This is a genomic window from Streptomyces sp. NPDC055400 (assembly GCF_053644375.1).
Genome location: NZ_JBSHLM010000014.1, coordinates 274661 through 292461, shown reverse-complemented (window position 1 = coordinate 292461; position 17801 = coordinate 274661). Strand labels below are relative to the sequence as shown.

Annotated in this window: 16 protein-coding genes and 1 riboswitch; of the genes, 7 read left to right on the top strand and 9 right to left on the bottom strand. The window is 69.4% G+C overall.

Going from position 1 to position 17801, the window contains the following annotated elements; translation table 11 throughout:
* Window positions 1-38 precede the first annotated feature (38 nt).
* Complete coding sequence (gene nagB, locus ACWIGU_RS32905; protein ID WP_454405311.1) at window positions 39-824, top strand: glucosamine-6-phosphate deaminase; 786 nt, start codon at window positions 39-41, stop codon at window positions 822-824.
* 93 nt (window positions 825-917) lie between these two features.
* Here the strand turns inward: nagB and ACWIGU_RS32900 are convergent, their stop codons facing one another.
* The 4 genes from ACWIGU_RS32900 to ACWIGU_RS32885 all read right to left on the bottom strand — a co-directional run bounded on the left by ACWIGU_RS32900 (window position 918) and on the right by ACWIGU_RS32885 (window position 5622).
* A complete protein-coding gene (locus tag ACWIGU_RS32900) occupies window positions 918-2411 on the bottom strand; it encodes a glycoside hydrolase family 3 protein (RefSeq protein WP_454405310.1) in 1494 nt (497 codons plus the stop codon).
* 9 nt (window positions 2412-2420) lie between these two features.
* Window positions 2421-3260, bottom strand: coding sequence for a carbohydrate ABC transporter permease (locus ACWIGU_RS32895; protein ID WP_329570451.1), 840 nt, complete (start codon window positions 3258-3260; stop codon window positions 2421-2423).
* Window positions 3257-4243, bottom strand: coding sequence for a carbohydrate ABC transporter permease (locus ACWIGU_RS32890; protein WP_454405309.1), 987 nt, complete (start codon window positions 4241-4243; stop codon window positions 3257-3259). The genes ACWIGU_RS32895 and ACWIGU_RS32890 overlap by 4 nt, the downstream gene beginning before the upstream one ends.
* A gap of 98 nt (window positions 4244-4341) precedes the next feature.
* The gene (locus ACWIGU_RS32885; protein WP_454405308.1) at window positions 4342-5622 is read right to left on the bottom strand and encodes an extracellular solute-binding protein; all 1281 of its coding nucleotides are present in this window, start codon (window positions 5620-5622) and stop codon (window positions 4342-4344) included.
* Between the two features lie 302 nt (window positions 5623-5924).
* Here ACWIGU_RS32885 and ACWIGU_RS32880 point away from each other — a divergent pair, with 302 nt between their 5' ends.
* The 3 genes from ACWIGU_RS32880 to mctP all read left to right on the top strand — a co-directional run bounded on the left by ACWIGU_RS32880 (window position 5925) and on the right by mctP (window position 8769).
* Window positions 5925-6713 carry a GntR family transcriptional regulator gene (locus tag ACWIGU_RS32880; RefSeq protein ID WP_399970361.1) on the top strand — a complete coding sequence of 263 codons (789 nt, stop codon included), beginning with the start codon at window positions 5925-5927 and terminating at the stop codon, window positions 6711-6713.
* Window positions 6714-6886: 173 nt separating this feature from the next.
* The gene (locus ACWIGU_RS32875) at window positions 6887-7141 is read left to right on the top strand and encodes a DUF3311 domain-containing protein (RefSeq protein WP_100595948.1); all 255 of its coding nucleotides are present in this window, start codon (window positions 6887-6889) and stop codon (window positions 7139-7141) included.
* Window positions 7138-8769, top strand: a complete 1632-nt coding sequence (mctP, locus tag ACWIGU_RS32870; RefSeq protein ID WP_454405307.1) for a monocarboxylate uptake permease MctP — start codon at window positions 7138-7140, stop codon at window positions 8767-8769. Before ACWIGU_RS32875 ends, mctP begins: the two co-directional genes overlap by 4 nt.
* 65 nt (window positions 8770-8834) lie before the next feature.
* Here the strand turns inward: mctP and ACWIGU_RS32865 are convergent, their stop codons facing one another.
* Window positions 8835-9569, bottom strand: coding sequence for a hypothetical protein (locus ACWIGU_RS32865; RefSeq protein WP_454405306.1), 735 nt, complete (start codon window positions 9567-9569; stop codon window positions 8835-8837).
* Window positions 9570-9657: 88 nt separating this feature from the next.
* A riboswitch (cobalamin riboswitch) is annotated at window positions 9658-9775 on the top strand.
* A gap of 117 nt (window positions 9776-9892) precedes the next feature.
* Here ACWIGU_RS32865 and ACWIGU_RS32860 point away from each other — a divergent pair.
* Both ACWIGU_RS32860 and ACWIGU_RS32855 read left to right on the top strand, forming a co-directional pair.
* Entirely contained in the window at window positions 9893-12289 is a 2397-nt protein-coding gene (locus ACWIGU_RS32860; protein ID WP_454405305.1) for a ribonucleoside-diphosphate reductase subunit alpha, read from the top strand.
* Window positions 12289-13314, top strand: a complete 1026-nt coding sequence (locus ACWIGU_RS32855) for a ribonucleotide-diphosphate reductase subunit beta (protein WP_454405304.1) — start codon at window positions 12289-12291, stop codon at window positions 13312-13314. Before ACWIGU_RS32860 ends, ACWIGU_RS32855 begins: the two co-directional genes overlap by 1 nt.
* Here the strand turns inward: ACWIGU_RS32855 and ACWIGU_RS32850 are convergent.
* Window positions 13311-13478 carry a hypothetical protein gene (locus tag ACWIGU_RS32850; protein ID WP_454405303.1) on the bottom strand — a complete coding sequence of 56 codons (168 nt, stop codon included), beginning with the start codon at window positions 13476-13478 and terminating at the stop codon, window positions 13311-13313. The genes ACWIGU_RS32855 and ACWIGU_RS32850 overlap by 4 nt on opposite strands.
* Window positions 13479-13571: 93 nt before the next feature.
* On the opposite strand from ACWIGU_RS32850, the gene ACWIGU_RS32845 reads away from it, so the two are divergent.
* Complete coding sequence (locus ACWIGU_RS32845) at window positions 13572-14555, top strand: helix-turn-helix domain-containing protein (protein WP_454405301.1); 984 nt, start codon at window positions 13572-13574, stop codon at window positions 14553-14555.
* Here the strand turns inward: ACWIGU_RS32845 and ACWIGU_RS32840 are convergent.
* From ACWIGU_RS32840 to cyc1, 3 genes are all read right to left on the bottom strand, one after another.
* Window positions 14521-14898 carry a hypothetical protein gene (locus ACWIGU_RS32840; protein WP_454405300.1) on the bottom strand — a complete coding sequence of 126 codons (378 nt, stop codon included), beginning with the start codon at window positions 14896-14898 and terminating at the stop codon, window positions 14521-14523. The genes ACWIGU_RS32845 and ACWIGU_RS32840 overlap by 35 nt on opposite strands.
* A gap of 84 nt (window positions 14899-14982) precedes the next feature.
* Window positions 14983-16359: a bifunctional albaflavenone monooxygenase/terpene synthase gene (locus ACWIGU_RS32835; RefSeq protein ID WP_454405299.1), complete on the bottom strand. Its 1377-nt coding sequence runs from the start codon at window positions 16357-16359 to the stop codon at window positions 14983-14985.
* Entirely contained in the window at window positions 16356-17456 is a 1101-nt protein-coding gene (gene cyc1, locus ACWIGU_RS32830; RefSeq protein ID WP_454405297.1) for an epi-isozizaene synthase, read from the bottom strand. Before cyc1 ends, ACWIGU_RS32835 begins: the two co-directional genes overlap by 4 nt.
* Window positions 17457-17801: the final 345 nt, after the last annotated feature.

The window sequence follows — 17801 nt, the reverse complement described above, 5'->3', positions numbered from 1 at the left end:
CGCAACATCACACCCTCGACCAGATCGGCAGGCCCAGCGTGGAAGTTGTGATCGTCTCGGACGCCAAGGCAGGCGGCGAGCTCATCGCCGAGGCGATGGCCCAGCTCCTGCGGCGCAAGCCCGACGCCCTGCTCGGCGTGGCCACCGGCTCGACCCCGCTGCCCATCTACGAGGCGCTGGCGGCCAAGGTCCGCGGCGGCGGGGTCGACGCCTCGAAGGCCCGTATCGCCCAGCTCGACGAGTACGTGGGCCTGCCCACCGGACACCCCGAGTCCTACCGGGCGACCGTGCTGCGCGAGGTCGTCGAGCCGCTCGGTCTGAGCGAGGGCTCCTTCATGGGCCCGGACGGCAGCGCCGACGACGTGCAGGCGGCCTGCGAGGCGTACGACAAGGCGCTCGCGGCGGCCGGCGGTGTGGATCTCCAGCTGCTCGGCATCGGCACCGACGGACACATCGGGTTCAACGAGCCGTGCTCGTCGATCGCCTCCCGCACGCGGATCAAGACGCTGACGCAGCAGACCATCGCGGACAACGCGCGCTTCTTCGACGGCGACCTCAGCCAGGTGCCGCGCCACGTCATCACGCAGGGCATCGGCACGATCCTGGAGGCGCGGCATCTGGTGCTGCTCGCCACGGGTGAGGGCAAGGCGGACGCCGTGGCGGCGACCGTCGAGGGGCCGGTGGCCTCCGTGGTGCCGGCGTCGACGCTTCAGCTGCACCCGCATGCGACGGTTGTCGTCGACGAGGCGGCGGCCTCGAAGTTGAAGCTTGCCGACTACTTCCGGCACACGTACGCGAACAAGCCCGCTTGGCAGGGCCTGTAAGCGAGTTCGGGACGACATGTCGGTGCCGGTCACCCCTGGTGAGGAGTGACCGGCACTTCGCGTGCGCCGTCCGCGGGAGGCGGGGCGCCCGGCTCACCCGGCGACGATCACCTCGGCGGCAGCCAGGCCGCACACCCGGGCCGCGCCGTGTGTCGCCACGTGGAGGGCTCCCCGGGGCGGCGCCTGCGGTACGCCCATCTCGACCACGACCGTGTCGGGGCGGGCCGCGAGGAGCGTGTCCAGCGACCGAGCCATCCACGCGTGGCGGTGGGCGTCGCGGACCACGGCGACGATGCGGCGGTCCCCCGCCGCGGCCAGGGCGGCGGCGCCCGCGTCCGCGCCGGAGAAACTGCCGGTCTCCGTGCCGGGCAGCAGCCGCTCCAGTTCGGCGGCCACACCCCACGGCGTCTCGTCGCCCACGGCGATATTGGCGACGGGCGTGAAGGCCGCGACGTACGGGGCCTCGGTGACGGGGGCCGCGTGCTCACCGCGCGTGACGGTCACCGCCCGCCGCGCCGCGACCAGTCCGATCCCGGTGTCGGGCACGCCCCCCGCGTGCTCGGCCGCGCCCGCCGCCGTGGCCCACCGGGCGAGCGAGCGCACCCGCGCCGCGGCGTCGGCGAGCCGTTCCCCGGGCAGATCGCCCGCGTGCACCGCGGCGACCAGCGCGTCCCGCAGCCGCAGCACCGTGCCGTCGTCGGCGAGCCCGCCGCCGACGCAGATGGCGTCGGCGCCGGCCGCGATGGCGAGGACGCTGCCGCGCTCGATGCCGTACGTGGCGGAGATGGCCTGCATCTCCATGCCGTCGGTGACGATCAGTCCCTCGTAACCCAGCTCCTCGCGGAGCAGGCCGGTGAGGATGCGGCGCGAGAGGGTGGCGGGGCGGTCCGGGTCCAGGGCGGGGACCAGGATGTGGGCGCTCATCACCGCGCGCGTGCCGGCCTCGATCGCCGCGCGGAACGGCGCGAGTTCACGCTCGTGCAGCACGTCGAGGCCCACGTCGATGCGGGGCATGTCGTGGTGCGAGTCGACGGCGGTGTCGCCGTGGCCGGGGAAGTGCTTGGTGCAGGCGGCGACGCCCGCGGACTGGAGCCCGGTGACGTAGGCGGCGGTGTGGCGCGAGACGAGGCCGGTGTCGGCGCCGAAGGACCGTACGCCGATGACCGGGTTGGCCGGGTTGGAGTTGACGTCCGCGGACGGGGCCCAGTTGAGGTTGACGCCGCAGGCGGCGAGGCGGCGGCCGAGCTCGGCGGCGACGGACCGGGTGAGCTCCACGTCGTCGACGGCGCCGAGGGCGTGGTTTCCGGGGAACGAGGAGCCGGAGCGCACCTCCAGGCGGGTCACGTCCCCGCCCTCCTCGTCGATGGCGACCAGGACGTCGCCGCGCTCGGCGCGCAACTGGGCCGTCAGGGCGGCGAGTTGCTCGGGCGAGGCGATGTTGCGGCCGAACAGGCCGACGGAGGCCAGGCCTTCGCCGAGCCGGCGCAGCAGCCAGTCGGGGGCGCTGGTGCCGGTGAAGCCGGGCTGGAGGACGGTGAGCGCGTCACGGGTGAGGGTGTCGGTGCCGCGTGCGGTGAGTGTCGTCATCTGGCGGTGTTATCCCTTCACGGCGCCGTCGGTGAGGCCGCTGACGGCCCTGCGCTGCAGGAAGACGAAGAGGATCAGGATCGGGATCGCGAAGAGCGAGGACGCGGCCATGGTCGCACCCCAGTCGTCGCCGAACGCGGTCTGGAAACTGGAGAGCCACAGCGGCAGCGTCTGCGCTTCGGGCGACTTGTTGAGGACGAGGACCATCGGGAACTCGTTCCAGGCGGTGATGAAGCCGAACATCGACGTCGACATCAGGCCGGGCGCGAGCAGCGGCAGGATCACCCTGCGGAAGGCCTGCATGCGGGTGCAGCCGTCGACCATCGCGGACTCCTCCAGCTCCCTGGGCACGGCGGCGACGAAGCCGCGCAGCGTGAGGAGGGTGAAGGGCAGGATCATCACCATGTAGAAGAGGGTCAGCGGGACGAGGCTGTTCAGCATCGACGCGTCGCGCACGATCATGTAGATCGCGATGACCATGACTTCCCAGGGCGCCATCTGGGCCAGCATGAACCCGATGATGAAACCGCGGCGGCCCTTGAACCGCATCCGCGCGAGGGCGAACGACGCGGCCAGGCCGATGACCAGCGAGAAGACGACCGCGAGTACGGTCACGGTGACCGAATTGCGCACCAGCGTCCAGAAGTTGTCGGCGCCGAACGCCGTCCTGAAGTGCTCGAACGTGATGTCGGTCGGGAACCAGACGGGGTTCTCGCTGATGATGTCGCCGGTCGGCTTGAGCGACGTGGCGAACATCCAGTAGACCGGGAAGACGAAGCCGATGAACAGGATCACGGCCGTCACATTGGGCCAGGCGCGGCGGAACGTCGACGAAGCAGAGCGCTTCACTGCTCGTCCTCCTCTTGCTTGAGCACGATCCGGAGGTAGTAGGCGGTCAGCACGAGCAGGATCAGGATCGTCAGGACGGCGATCGCCGCGCCCATGCCGAAGTGCTGGTTGCCGACGCCCTCGATGTACGCGTACACGGGCAGGATCTCGGTGAGCCGGTCCGGGCCGCCGCCGTTGATCGTGAAGACCTGGACGAACGCCTTGAAGACCCAGATGATCTCGAGGAACGTCGTCGCGTAGAGGAAGGGCCGCAGATACGGCAGGGTGACCGAGAGGAAGCTCTTCCAGGGGCCGGCGCCGTCGAGGGACGCGGCTTCGTAGAGCTCCTTGGGGATGGTGGTCGTCGCGGCGTAGAGGTTGATCGCGACGAACGGGATCGACATCCAGACGATCAGCACGGTGACGACGAAGAACGTCGACATCTGGCTGCCGGTCCAGCTGTAGTCGGCCATGGAGTGCCAGCCGAGCTGGTCGAGGACCCAGTTGACGACGCCGAAGCGCTCCGCGAACAGCCACTGGTAGACGGTGGTCGCGGCGACGACGGGCATCGCCCAGGCGAGCACGAGCCCGACGAGGAGCAGGACGCGCATGCGCCTGCCGAGCCGGGCGAGGAGCAGGCCGACGAGGGTGCCGATCACCATGATCAGGACGGCGTTGACGAGGGTGAAGACGATGGAGCGTCCGGTCACCCGCCAGAAGTCCGAACTGGTCAGTACCTCTTGGTAGTTGTCGAAGCCGTTCCACTCGGTGACATGCTGGATCAGCTGCCCCATGTTGAGGTTCTGGAACGACAGGAGCCCGTCCTTGAGCAGCGGCCAGCCGAGGAGCAGCACGGTGGCCGCGACCGCGGGAAGCAGCAGCAGATAGGGCGCGAGCGCCCCGGCCCGTGCGCGGGCCTGCCTTCTCGGTCCGCCGGATCCCCCGCCGTCCGCTTCTCGGACCTCCGCCGGGCCGGAGGGCGGCCGTTCGGTCTGCACGGTCATGCTCGCCATCTCTTTTCTGGGCCTGCCGGGACGCCGTGGACCCCGCGGGGGCGGAGGGCGCACCGACGCTCTCCGTCCCCGCGGGGCCTGTTGCTCTCTTACTGCTTCTGCGAGAGGCGCTTGTTGAACTCGGCCTCGACCTGCTTGGCGGCGGCGGCCGGGGACTTACCCTTCAGCACCGCGGTCATGTAGGTCTTGACCGGGTTGGGAGCGTTCTCGACCGGGGCCCACTCCGGGATCAGCGGGGTGGTGCCACCGCCGGCGGCGGCGGGAGCGGCGGCCTCGGCGGCCGCGTTGCCCTTGAGGTTGGACTGCAGCGCCTCCTTGTTGGGGATCACGCCGCCTTCCTTGGCGAGCTGGCCCTCGAACTTGTCGGAGAGCGCGATCTTCAGGAACTCCTTGGCGAGGTCCTGCTTCTTGCTGCCCGCGGCGACGGCGAGGTTGGAGCCGCCGAGGAAGACACCCTCGGGCTTGTCGGCCGTGGCACCCGGAACGGTGAAGTAGCCGATCTCCTTCTCGATCTTCGGGTTGGCCTTGACGGCGAGGGCGGACTCCCAGCCCATGCCGATGAAGGAGCCGGTCTTGCCCTTGGCGAAGACCTCGGCCTGCTGCGGGGTGGCCTCGTCCTTGTCCTTGGGGGCCTTGGACAGCGCCTGGAACTTCTTGTACGTCTCCATGGCGGCGCCCACCTTGGGGTCGGCCAGGTTGGAGACGTACTTGTCGCCGTCCTTCTTGACGAGCTCGGCGCCCTCACCGATGGTCAGGCCGACGAAGTGGTACCAGTTCTGCCCGGGCAGGTAGATCGGCTCGGCGTCCGTCTTCTTGCCGATGGTCTGGAGGTCCTTGTAGAACTCGTCGCGCGTCTTGGGAAGGTCCTTGATGCCGGCGTCGGCCCAGATCTTCTTGTTGTAGATGACGACGCGGTTCACGACGAACCACGGGGCGGCGTACTGCTTGCCGTCCGAGACCGCGGACTTGTTCATCGACTCGGCCCAGTCGGCGCCGAGGGACGACTTGAGGTCGGAGAGGTCGGCGAGGCCGCCGGTCTTCGCGTAGGCGGGGGTCTGCGTGTTGCCGACCTCGAAGACGTCCGGCGGGTTCTCCTCGGACAGGGCGGTGGTCAGCTTCTGCTGGATGCCGTTCCACTGCTGGATCTCGATCTTCAGCTTCGCGCCGGTCTTCTTCTCGAAGGCCGCCGTGACGTCCTTCTGCCAGGTGTCCGGCGTGGAGCCGTCCATGGCCCACACGGTCAGCGTCTGGCCCTTGTAGCCGTCGGCGCCGGCCTTCTTGTCCGTGCTGCCGTCATCACCACTGCCACAAGCCGCGATCGAAACCAACATGCCCGCGACACCGATAGCCGCAATGAGCCTGCGCTTCACGTCACCCTCCTCAGGGATGCCAGCAACCCCCCGCCCACAACGACGGATACGACGAACACAACAAACTCGACGTGGTACTGCACGTGGGACTGGGACCTGGTCTTTAATGGTGTAGACCAGTACCCGGAGCTTGGCCTAGACCTTTAGGGGTGTCAAGGGTGTATAAGAAGGGCTGTCACGTCCGTTATCGGACCGACACCTGAGGGAGCACGGCTCCCCCGGGGAGGGCCGTGCCACGATGTGAGCCGCGACAGACGGAGGAGCCGGTGACGGCAGCACCACAGGAGCCGGGAAGGCGGACCATGGGCACCCATGCGGGCAGCAGCGGAACCGATGCGGGCGGCGCCACGACGGCGGAGGCACCCGCAGCGGGCCGCACCGCGCGTGTGCCCAAGTACTACCGCCTGAAGCGGCACTTGCTGGACATGACCGAGACGCTGCCCCCGGGCACGCCGGTCCCGCCCGAGCGCACCCTCGCCGCCGAGTTCGACACCTCCCGCACGACCGTGCGCCAGGCCCTTCAGGAACTGGTCGTCGAGGGCCGGCTCGAGCGCATCCAGGGCAAGGGCACGTTCGTCGCCAAGCCCAAGGTCTCGCAGGCACTGCAACTGACCTCGTACACCGAGGACATGCGCGCCCAGGGCCTGGAACCCACCTCCCAGCTCCTGGACATCGGCTATGTGACCGCCGACGACACCCTCGCCGGGCTGCTCGACATCACGGCGGGCGGGCGCGTCCTGCGCATCGAGCGGCTCCGCCTCGCGAGCGGCGAGCCGATGGCCATCGAGACGACGCACCTGTCGGCCAAGCGCTTCCCCGCGCTGCGCCGCTCCCTGGTCAAGTACACGTCCCTGTACACGGCGCTCGCCGAGGTCTACGGCGTACGCCTGGCCGAGGCCGAGGAGACCATCGAGACGTCCCTGGCGACCCCGCGCGAGGCGGGCCTGCTCGGCACGGACGTGGGCCTGCCCATGCTGATGCTGTCGCGGCACTCCGTGGACGGCGCGGGACAGCCCGTCGAGTGGGTGCGCTCGGTGTACCGGGGCGACCGCTACAAGTTCGTGGCCCGCCTCAAGCGCCCGACGGACTGACGGGCGCCGCACGCGAATCCGCTGACGCCGACCGAGAAGTCGGCACATGAACGGCATGTCGGCCACGCTTTGTCCGTTATCCGGACGGGGGTTCCATACGACGAGATCGTCGCCTAGATTTCCGCCACGTTAAGCATGAGATAAGCGGGATCAGCGAGGGGACGGACCGCCGTATGTCGGATGTGCCTGAAGTGAAACGGCCGGTGGTCACGCCGGTGCGAGTGGTCATTGCTCTGTGCCTCGTCGCACCGTTCGTGGCGATGCTCTGGGTCAGCTCCTACGCGAAGGTCGACCCGGCCTTCATCGGTATTCCGTTCTTCTACTGGTACCAGATGCTGTGGGTCCTCATCTCCACGGCGCTGACGATGATCGCGTACAAGCTGTGGCAGCGTGACCAGCGCGCCCGGAAGACGGGTGGGCAGGCATGAACGGCGGAGTCAACGGCGTCGCGCTCGGCGTCTTCATCTTCTTCTTCGTCGCCGTCACGGTCATGGGCTTCCTGGCCGCGCGCTGGCGCAGGTCCGACAACGAGCAGACCCTCGACGAATGGGGCCTGGGCGGACGGTCGTTCGGCACCTGGGTCACCTGGTTCCTGCTCGGCGGCGACCTCTACACGGCGTATACCTTCGTGGCCGTCCCGGCGGCGATCTACGCGGCCGGCGCCGCCGGCTTCTTCGCCGTGCCCTACACGATCCTCGTCTACCCGCTGATCTTCACCTTCCTGCCGCGCCTGTGGTCGGTGTCGCACAAGCACGGCTATGTGACGACCTCCGACTTCGTGCGCGGCCGCTTCGGCTCCAAGGGCCTGTCCCTGGCCGTCGCCATCACCGGCATCCTCGCCACGATGCCGTACATCGCGCTCCAACTGGTCGGCATCCAGGCCGTCCTGGACGTGATGGGTGTCGGCGGCGACGAGTCGACCAACTGGTTCATCAAGGACCTGCCGCTGCTCATCGCGTTCGCGGTGCTCGCCGCGTACACCTACTCGTCGGGTCTGCGGGCCCCCGCCCTGATCGCGTTCGTCAAGGACGGCCTGATCTACCTCGTCATCGCCGTCGCGATCATCTACATACCGATCAAGCTGGGCGGCTTCGACGCCATCTTCCACGCGGCGAACGAGAAGTTCGCGACGCCCAACCCGGCGACGGGCAAGCCGGTCGGATCGCTCGCCCCGGCACCGGCCGGGCAGTGGACGTACGCGACGCTGGCCCTCGGCTCGGCGCTGGCGCTCTTCATGTACCCGCACTCGATCACGGCGACGCTGTCCTCGCGCAGCCGCAACGTGATCCGCCGCAACACCACCATCCTGCCGCTGTACTCCCTGATGCTGGGCCTGCTCGCGCTGCTCGGCTTCATGGCGATCGCGGCCGGGATCAAGGTGCAGAACGGGCAGCTGGCGATCCCGCAGCTGTTCGAGAACATGTTCCCCGACTGGTTCACGGGCGTCGCGTTCGCGGCCATCGGCATCGGCGCGCTGGTGCCCGCCGCGATCATGTCCATCGCCGCGGCGAACCTGTTCACGCGCAACATCTACAAGGACTTCATCAAGCCCGACGCCACCCCCGAGCAGGAGACCAAGGTCTCCAAGCTGGTCTCGCTCCTGGTGAAGGTGGGGGCGCTCGCCTTCGTCCTCACCATGGACAAGACCGTCGCGATCAACTTCCAGCTCCTGGGCGGCATCTGGATCCTCCAGACCATGCCGGCCCTCGTCGGCGGCCTGTTCACCCGCTGGTTCCACCGCTGGGCGCTGCTCGCCGGCTGGGCGGTGGGCATGGTCTACGGCACGCTCGCCGCGTACGGGGTCGCGTCGCCGACGCAGAAGCACTTCGGCGGCAGCGCCAAGGAGATCCCGGGCATCGGCGAGATCGGCTACATCGGCCTCACGGCGTTCGTCATGAACGTGGTGGTGACGGTGGTCCTCACCTTCGTCCTGAAGGCGCTGAAGGCCCCTGAGGGCGTCGACGAGACGTCCGCGGCGGACTACACGGCGGACGCCGGCGACCCGGGCGTCCTGAAGAAGCTGCCGGAGGCGACGGCGGGTGCCGGCGGGCACTGACCCGACGTCCCCCAACGCGGCACGGGCCGCCGGATTCCTCCGGCGGCCCGTTGCCGTACCGGGGTTCATGAAGCCCCGTAGAGGTCCTTCCCCACCCGCTGCGCCGCCTGGGCGGCCGAGGACAGCGTCAGGGCCCTGTCCGTGCCCGCCCCCACGATCACCAGGACGCCGCCGACCCGCAGTTCGACCTCGTAGTGCGCACTCCCGTCGTACTCGTCGCCGCCCGTGGTCCGCGTGGTCTCCAGGACCGCCTCGTCGCCCAGGTCCGGCAGCGGCCCGATCTCGTGGTGCTCCTCGACGGGCGCGGCGTCGGTGTCGACGGTGACGCGGCCGCACGCCTGGTGGAGCTCGCGGCGCAGTTCGAGGTAGCGCCCGGCCCGCTCGGCCGGCATCGAGACCAGGCGCTCATGGACGAAAGGGTCGTCGTCGCCCACGGCCTCGGGGTCCGGGCGGACCGTCCGCTCGGCGCTGGAGCCCCGCATGCGCGCCAGTTCCCCGCGCGCGTCCCGGCCTGCCGCGCAGGCGCCCCAGTCGCCTCCCCCGTATCCCCGGCCGAAGAGTCCCAGGGAGGTCTCGGTCGCCTTCGCGCCCTTGCCGACGGCCCGGGCCGGAAGGAGAGCGGCGCCCAACTCTGCGTCCGTGAAGACCTTCGCGGGGTCCGCCGTGCCGTCGACACCGGACGCCGAAGGCCGCTTGCTCCCCCCGTCGCCGCGCGCCCCGGACCCGCCGTGCCCGCCGTCGCCGCATCCGGCGAGCAGCACCAGCAGCACGCCGGCACAGGCCGTTCCCCGCCCTCGCACCGCGACTCCCCCAACTAGGCCACCAGTTCGGCCGCAACCCTAGCCGACACAAGATGTGGGGCTGTCATGCGAGGCCGGCACAAGATGTATGCTCGTGCTCGCTGTCGCCGCAGGGGAATCCGGTGCAAGTCCGGAACTGTCCCGCAACGGTGTACGTATGCACGCATACGTGAAGTCCGAAGACCTGTCGACAGCCTGCCCGAGCCGTCCGGCCCGGGATGACGACGTCCGGGTCTCGTGGAGTGGGCCGGTGACGCGGGCTCCGCCATGCCCCCGTGCCCTCCTCCCCGTCAGGCCCAGAGCCGAGCGAGGGAGAGCTCCACGTGACCATCGCGCCCGCCGAACCGGCCTCAGAGCTGGCAGGGAACCCCGAACAGCACGACGCCCCGGGAACCGCGCTGCTGCGCACCCTGACCGAACTGACCGCCGACCTGACGGACACCGACCCGGGCAAGGTCGCCGCCGCCGCACTGCGCGGCAGGTCCGCCGTGGCGGACTCCGGCATCACCGCCGAGCTGCGCTCCCTCGCCACCGAGGCCGCCGCGGGCCTCATCTCCGAGGACCCGGCGTACTCGCGGCTCGCCGCCCGGCTCCTGACGATCAGCATCGCCGAGGAGGCCGCGTCGCAGGGCGTCACCTCGTTCTCCGAATCCGTCGCGGTGGGCCACCGCGAGGGCCTGATCGCCGACCGCACGGCCGACTTCGTGCGGCTGCACGCCGAACGCCTGGACGCGCTCGTCACCGCCTCCGTCGCCGAGGGCGCCGACGACCGCTTCGGTTACTTCGGACTGCGCACCCTGCACAGCCGTTACCTGCTGCGCCACCCGATCACCCGGCAGGTCGTCGAGACCCCGCAGCACTTCATGCTGCGCGTCGCGTGCGGCCTCGCCGAGGACGCCTCGGCCCGCGCGCTCGACGAAGTCGCCTCCCTGTACCGCCTGATGAGCCGCCTCGACTACCTGCCGTCGTCGCCGACCCTCTTCAACTCCGGCACCCGCCACCCGCAGATGTCGTCCTGCTACCTCCTCGACTCGCCCCTCGACGAGCTGGACTCCATCTACGACCGCTACCACCAGGTGGCGCGCCTGTCGAAGCACGCGGGCGGCATCGGCCTCTCGTACTCGCGGATCCGCTCGCGCGGTTCGCTGATCCGCGGCACGAACGGGCACTCCAACGGCATCGTGCCGTTCCTGAAGACCCTCGACGCGTCCGTCGCGGCCGTGAACCAGGGCGGCCGGCGCAAGGGCGCCGCGGCCGTCTACCTGGAGACGTGGCACTCCGACATCGAGGAGTTCCTGGAGCTGCGGGACAACACGGGCGAGGATGCCCGGCGCACCCACAACCTCAACCTCGCGCACTGGATCCCGGACGAGTTCATGCGCCGCGTCGCCGACGACGCCACGTGGTCGCTCTTCTCGCCGTCCGACGTGCCCGACCTCGTCGACCTGTGGGGCGAGGAGTTCGACACCGCGTACCGCGCGGCGGAGGCCGCCGGGCTCGCGCAGAAGACGATGCCGGCCCGCGAGCTGTACGGCCGCATGATGCGCACCCTGGCGCAGACCGGAAACGGCTGGCTGACCTTCAAGGACGCCGCCAACCGCACCGCCAACCAGACGGCGGAGCGCGGCAACGTCGTCCACTCCTCGAACCTGTGCACCGAGATCCTCGAGGTCACGGACGACGGCGAGACCGCGGTCTGCAACCTGGGATCGGTCAACCTCGGCGCGTTCGTGCGGCAGGGAGCCGGCGGCGGGGAGATCGACTGGGAGCGCCTGGACGCGACCGTGCGCACGGCCGTCACGTTCCTCGACCGCGTCGTCGACATCAACTTCTACCCGAGCGAGCAGGCCGGCCGCTCCAACGCCAAGTGGCGTCCGGTGGGCCTCGGCGCGATGGGCCTCCAGGACGTCTTCTTCCAGCTGAAGCTGCCCTTCGACTCTCCCGAGGCGAAGGCCCTGTCCACGCGGATCGCCGAGCGCATCATGCTCGCCGCGTACGAGGCGTCCGCCGACCTCGCCGAGCGCAATGGCCCGCTGCCGGCCTGGGAGAAGACGCGTACCGCGCGCGGCGTGCTGCACCCCGACCACTACGGCGTCGAGCTGACCTGGCCACAGCGCTGGGCCGCGCTGCGCGAGCGCATCGCCGCCACCGGGATGCGCAACTCCCTGCTCCTCGCCATCGCGCCCACCGCCACGATCGCGTCCATCGCGGGCGTCTACGAGTGCATCGAGCCGCAGGTCTCCAACCTGTTCAAGCGCGAGACGCTCTCCGGCGAGTTCCTCCAGGTCAACTCCTACCTGGTGGCGGAGCTCAAGCGGCTCGGCGTGTGGGACGCGCAGACCCGCGAGGCGCTGCGCGAGTCCAGCGGCTCCGTGCAGGGCTTCGGCTGGATCCCGGCCGAGGTGCGCGAGCTGTACCGCACGGCGTGGGAGATCCCGCAGCGCGGTCTGATCGACATGGCGGCGGCCCGTACGCCGTTCCTCGACCAGGCGCAGTCCCTGAACCTGTTCCTGGAGACGCCCACCATCGGCAAGCTCTCGTCGATGTACGCGTACGCCTGGAAGTCGGGTCTGAAGACGACGTACTACCTGCGCTCGCGCCCGGCGACGCGGATCGCCCGCGCGGCGTCCGCCGCCCCCGTCCCCGTCCAGCAGGCCGCCGACCCCGAGGCCGTCGCCTGCTCCCTCGAAAACCCCGAGTCCTGCGAGGCCTGCCAGTAATGTCCACCCCGACCGACAAGACCGAGAAGAACCTGCTCGACCCGGGCTTCGAGCTGACCCTGCGCCCCATGCGCTACCCGGACTTCTACGAGCGCTACCGGGACGCGATCAAGAACACCTGGACCGTCGAGGAGGTCGACCTCCACTCGGACGTCGCCGACCTCGCGAAGCTCTCGCCGGGCGAGCAGCACATGATCGGCCGCCTGGTCGCGTTCTTCGCGACGGGTGACTCGATCGTCTCGAACAACCTGGTCCTGACGCTGTACAAGCACATCAACTCCCCCGAGGCGCGCCTGTATCTGTCGCGCCAGCTCTTCGAGGAGGCCGTGCACGTCCAGTTCTACCTGACCCTCCTGGACACCTACCTGCCCGACCCGGAGGACCGCGCGGCCGCGTTCGACGCGGTCGAGGAGATCCCGTCCATCCGCGAGAAGGCGGAGTTCTGCTTCAAGTGGATGGACTCGGTCGAGAAGCTGGACCGCCTGGAGACGAAGGCGGACCGCCGCCGCTTCCTCCTCAACCTGATCTGCTTCGCGGCGTGCATCGAGGGACTGTTCTTCTACGGGGCGTTCGCCTACGTGTACTGGTTCCGCAGCCGCGGGCTGCTGCACGGCCTCGCGACCGGCACGAACTGGGTGTTCCGCGACGAGACGATGCACATGTCGTTCGCGTTCGAGGTCGTCGACACCGTCCGCAAGGAGGAGCCGGACCTGTTCGACGACCGGCTCCAGGAGCAGGTCACCGCGATGCTGCGCGAGGCGGTCGAGGCCGAGCTCCAGTTCGCCCGCGACCTGTGCGGTGAGGGCCTGCCCGGGATGAACACGGACTCGATGCGCCAGTACCTGGAGTGCGTCGCCGACCAGCGTCTCCAGCGCCTCGGCTTCGCGCCGGTCTACGGCTCGGAGAACCCCTTCTCCTTCATGGAGCTCCAGGGCGTCCAGGAACTGACGAACTTCTTCGAGCGCCGGCCGTCGGCGTACCAGGTCGCCGTCGAGGGCTCGGTCGGCTTCGACGAGGACTTCTAGGCGGCCTTGGCGAACCCGGCGCGGCGTGAGGTCCCTTCGGCCTCGCGCCGCGCCTTCGCGATCTGGCGGTCGATACGGCGGTCGTGGGCCATGCCGTACAGCGACGGGGCGGCGAGGAGGAGGAGGACGACCAGGACGGTGAGGTAGTTCATCGCTGTGTTCATGCCTCTACTCTCGCGCCGTACAGCCCGTCGCGGCAGTGGCAGGACTGTCACCAACCCTCGAATTACTGCCAACTCTGCGGCACACTGAAGAACATGCTGAACAACGTCGCCGCAGTACTGCTCGACGGGGTGCACCCGTTCGAACTCGGCGTGGTGTGCGAGGTGTTCGGGCTCGACAGGAGTGACGAGGGGCTGCCGGTCTACGACTTCGCGGTCGCCTCCGCAGCCGGTCCGACGCTCTCCACGCACGCCGGGTTCACGATCTCGACCCCGTACGGCCTCGACCGGCTCGACGAGGCCGACCTCATCGCCGTACCGGCCGCGAGCATGCCCGGCTCGTATCCGCCGGAGCTGCTCGACGCCCTGCGGCGGGCCGTGGACCGGGGCGCCCGGGTGCTCAGCGTCTGCTCGGGCGTCTTCGTGCTCGGCGCGGCCGGGCTGCTCGACGGGCGGCGCTGCGCGGTGCACTGGCGGTACGCGGCCGAACTGGCGTTGCGCCACCCGCGCACCCGCGTCGACCCCGACGTCCTGTACGTGGACGAGGGGCCGGTCATCACCTCGGCGGGCACCGCCGCCGGCATCGATGCCTGCCTGCACATCGTCCGCACGGAGCACGGCTCCGAGGTCGCCAACGCCATCGCCCGCCGCATGGTGGTCCCGCCGCACCGCGACGGCGGCCAGGCGCAGTACGTGGAGCGGCCGCTGCCCGTCACTCCCTGCGACACCGTGGGGGGCGTACTGGCCTGGATGGAGGCCCATCTGGACGAGGCGCTCACGGTCGAGGAGCTCGCGGCGCGCGCCCACATGTCGCCGCGCACCTTCGCGCGCCGCTTCCAGCAGGAGACCGGGACGACGCCGTACCGCTGGCTCCTTCGCCAACGGGTGCTGCTGGCACAGGAGTTGCTGGAGGGAACGGACGAGACGGTGGAGGCGATCGCCGGGCGCACCGGCTTCGGCAACGCGGCGGCGATGCGGCATCAGTTCATGAAGGCGCTCGGCACGACGCCCAACGCCTTCAGGCGGACGTTCCGGGTGCGCGCCGTCAGTGCTTCGCAGGCCGAGCGTCGGTCCGCGTGAGCATGCCGGTGACGTCGCAGCCGTCAGGGTCGCGCAGCGTGTGCGGCAGCGGGACCTCGACGAGCCTGCCGCCGTACATCATCCACAGGCCGAAGCAGTCGTCGTCCTCCCCTCCGATGAGCACCTGCACCGTCTCGGGCCGCGGCCAGGGCAGCGCCTCCAGATGGGCGAGAAGCCCGTCCCAGTTGCGGCGTATGAACTCGACGGTCCAGGCGTCCGACATGCCGACCTCGGCGGGGGTGAAGCACTGGTGCCACTCGCGGTCGTCATCGGGACGGGTCAGTGGCTCCATCACGTCACGGGCGTCCCGGGCGATGACGACGACTCCTACGAATCTGCTCATCGCGCCAGTATCAGCAGCCTGTTGACGTACCGCCCCAGGTTTTCCGGGGGCCGGTGGCGGCCCCCGGAAAACCTGGTCTGCGGGTCAGCGCGCCTCGACCCGCAGCAGCGCCCGCCTGGGCTGGAGCGTGATCCCGATGCGGGCCGTGCTGTCCGTCTCCGCGACCGGAACCAGCCGCCAGCGGGGCGTCACAGTGGCCAGGATGATGGCCAGTTCAGCCATGCTGAAGTGATCGCCGGGGCACTTCCGGTTGCCGACGCTGAACGGCATCATCGCGCTCTGCCGGCTTTCCGCCGCGCGTTCCGGCAGCCAGCGGTCGGGGTCGAACTCCAGATGGTCCGGGAAGGACCGCGGATCGCGCTGCATCGCATACGGGCTGTAGACGATGTCCGCACCGGCCGGAATGTGATAGCCGCCGAGCTCGGTATCCACGGCGGCCTGCCGCGTCAATATCCATACGGCGGGCCGTATGCGCATCGCCTCCGTGATGACATTGCGGGTATGCACGAGGCCTTTGAGGTCGGCAAATGCAACGGGACGGCCACCCGTCACAGATTCAACCTCGTCGTGCAACCGGCTTTCCTGCCCGGGGTTTTCCGCGAGGAGCTGGAACGTCCACGTGAGGGTCGACGCCACATTCTCCGCGCCGGCCACGACGAGGGAGACGACCTGGTCGTGCACCTCCTGCTCGCCGACGGTTTCGCCATTCTCGTCCTCGGCGCCGAGCAATGCCGCGAGCAGGTCACCCGGATTGACGCCGGACGCGCGCCGCTCGGCAATGATCTCGTCCACCAGCCGATGCAAATCGGCCAACGCCCGCTCGAATCGGCGATTGGCCGGAAGCGGCAGCCGGTAGAAGGGTCCGACGGACAGGACCATGCGCCGGTACAGGCCACTGAAGACCGTGTGGAGCGAGGCGCTGAGCCGGTCGGCGCGCTCGTCGACCGAGTCGACATGCAGGACGGAGCGGGCGACGATCCGCACCGCGGTGCGGAACACCTCGGCGCCGATGTCGACCGTGTCGCCCGGCTTCCAGCGCGCCGCCATGGCGCGCGCCTCCTCCTCCATCACCCTCGCGTAGTCGGCGATGCGGTCGGTCCGGAACGCGGGCTGGATGGTGCGCCGCTGGCGCCGGTGCGTCGGCCCATTGCTGGTCGCCACACCCTTGCCGAGGAGGACCCCGAGGGTCTCCCAGAGAGGGCCGCCGACCATGTAGTCGGGGCTCTTGAGGAGCTCGGCCACGAGGTCGGGGTCGCAGACCGCGTACGCCGTCTTCGGGCCGAGCCTGAGGCGGACCAGGTCGCCGTGGCCGCGCAGTGAGGCCACGAAGGCGAGGGGGTCGCGCACGAGGTTCCAGGCGTGCCCGAGGAGGGGCGCGCCGCCGCCGGCGTACGGCGGCGTACGCCGCTCGCCGGGCTCCGCGACGGCCGGAGCCGGGGATTCTGCCGATTCGACGGTCATTCGTCACCTGCCTGGTCGCTGATGTACGGAGGAGTGGCGCGGTCGTCCCAGCTGTCCACCTGGTAGCGGCCCGACTCGTGGTGGAACCAGTACACGGAACTGAACCAGTTCCGCATATTGGAGACGCATGACCTGATGGCCCGGGCGAGGCTCTCGCCCGCTAAAGTCCCGTCGGCCGCGTCGTTCGCCATCCGCAGAACTTCCGGCTCCGCGACCAGGAATTCAGAAATGCATCCGAGAACCCTTCGGCGGACTTCTTCCACGGCCTCCTCGACGGAAAGACCCTCGTGCTGGATGAGGCTTATCCCGAGGTTGTGGAGTTCATCGCCCGCGAGTTCCTTGGGCAGTGAGCACAGGTCGTTGTACCACGCGGCGAAATCCTGGCACGCGAGCGCGGCACGCCGGTATGCGGGGCTTTCGCGCACCTGTTCCGGGAGCTCGTACTGTGCGGTCGGCTCGAGGAGATCGAGCCATATCCAGTGCGCGAAGGTGTTCCTTCGGAGTTCGATGTACTCCTCGACCGAAGGCACCGTCCCCGAGGTCCGGTTCCTAAATTCCTGGTCGTAGGCGTCGATCACCACGTGGAAGTGGCGGGCGAACCGGGCGTTCCATGAACGGGTGAGGGAGCCGTTCAGTCGGAGCACACTGTCGGCGAACCCCGCAACCAGTGGGTCCTTGTGGTGCAGATGGAGCTGAGGTGCCTCAAGTGCCGCGTGGAGCTGGACGGCGAGGCGTCGCCAGGCACCGGCCCGGCCGTGGATCACGTCGCGGTCGTGGCGGTCGTCCCAGACGAAGAACCACGCGCTGTAGTCGCAAATCGCGGAGAGGAGGTCGTCGGGGGCTCCTATGTAGTAGCCCGCCATGAGGTCGGTGTAGCAAAGGCCATCGGCATATTTCTCCACCTTGTCGGGCGACATGAGCCGCTTTTGGAGCAGCCAGGACCGCGTCTTCTCCTGAAGCTTCGGCCAATACGGATGCAGGTTGCGAGGAAACGCCTCCTCGATCACCGGTAGTGCCAGCGCCGGTGGGACCGCTGTCTGCGTCTGTGTCTGTGACTGCAACCGAGTCCGTGAAGTGCTGTGCGAGAAAGCAGGCACGAACAAACCCCTCTCAGCCGCCTGGTGGCGTGCGCCCCTGTGCTGTGCCGGGCGCGCGCCGTTGCGTATCCCCGCACTTTCTATTCAGCACTACAACTGACCGTTCTGGGAACGGATTTGCTCCCCTCACTCCCCCCACGCGCCGGAAAAGTCCCCTTAGATGACTGATTTTGGATCATCTGCGGCTGATCCGGCTCGCACACCTGACCGCAGGGGTGGTCCGGGCCCCGAACACGCGAGCGGCGGGGGGGGGCGGGTGTGACATGGGGGGCCCCCCGGGGGGGGGGCGCGCGTGGGGGAGGGGGGCCACACGCCCCACGCGAGCAAGCAGTTGAGGGGGACACA

Coding starts and splice junctions, on each gene's coding strand:
- ACWIGU_RS32875 (WP_100595948.1), top strand. CDS start 6,887: ATGTCGGATGTGCCTGAAGTGAAACGGCCGGTGGTCACGCCGGTGCGA.
- ACWIGU_RS32890 (WP_454405309.1), bottom strand. CDS start 4,243: ATGACCGTGCAGACCGAACGGCCGCCCTCCGGCCCGGCGGAGGTCCGA.
- ACWIGU_RS32900 (WP_454405310.1), bottom strand. CDS start 2,411: ATGACGACACTCACCGCACGCGGCACCGACACCCTCACCCGTGACGCG.
- ACWIGU_RS32840 (WP_454405300.1), bottom strand. CDS start 14,898: ATGAGCAGATTCGTAGGAGTCGTCGTCATCGCCCGGGACGCCCGTGAC.
- ACWIGU_RS32850 (WP_454405303.1), bottom strand. CDS start 13,478: ATGAACACAGCGATGAACTACCTCACCGTCCTGGTCGTCCTCCTCCTC.
- ACWIGU_RS32855 (WP_454405304.1), top strand. CDS start 12,289: ATGTCCACCCCGACCGACAAGACCGAGAAGAACCTGCTCGACCCGGGC.
- ACWIGU_RS32835 (WP_454405299.1), bottom strand. CDS start 16,359: ATGACCGTCGAATCGGCAGAATCCCCGGCTCCGGCCGTCGCGGAGCCC.
- ACWIGU_RS32880 (WP_399970361.1), top strand. CDS start 5,925: ATGGGCACCCATGCGGGCAGCAGCGGAACCGATGCGGGCGGCGCCACG.
- mctP (WP_454405307.1), top strand. CDS start 7,138: ATGAACGGCGGAGTCAACGGCGTCGCGCTCGGCGTCTTCATCTTCTTC.
- ACWIGU_RS32845 (WP_454405301.1), top strand. CDS start 13,572: ATGCTGAACAACGTCGCCGCAGTACTGCTCGACGGGGTGCACCCGTTC.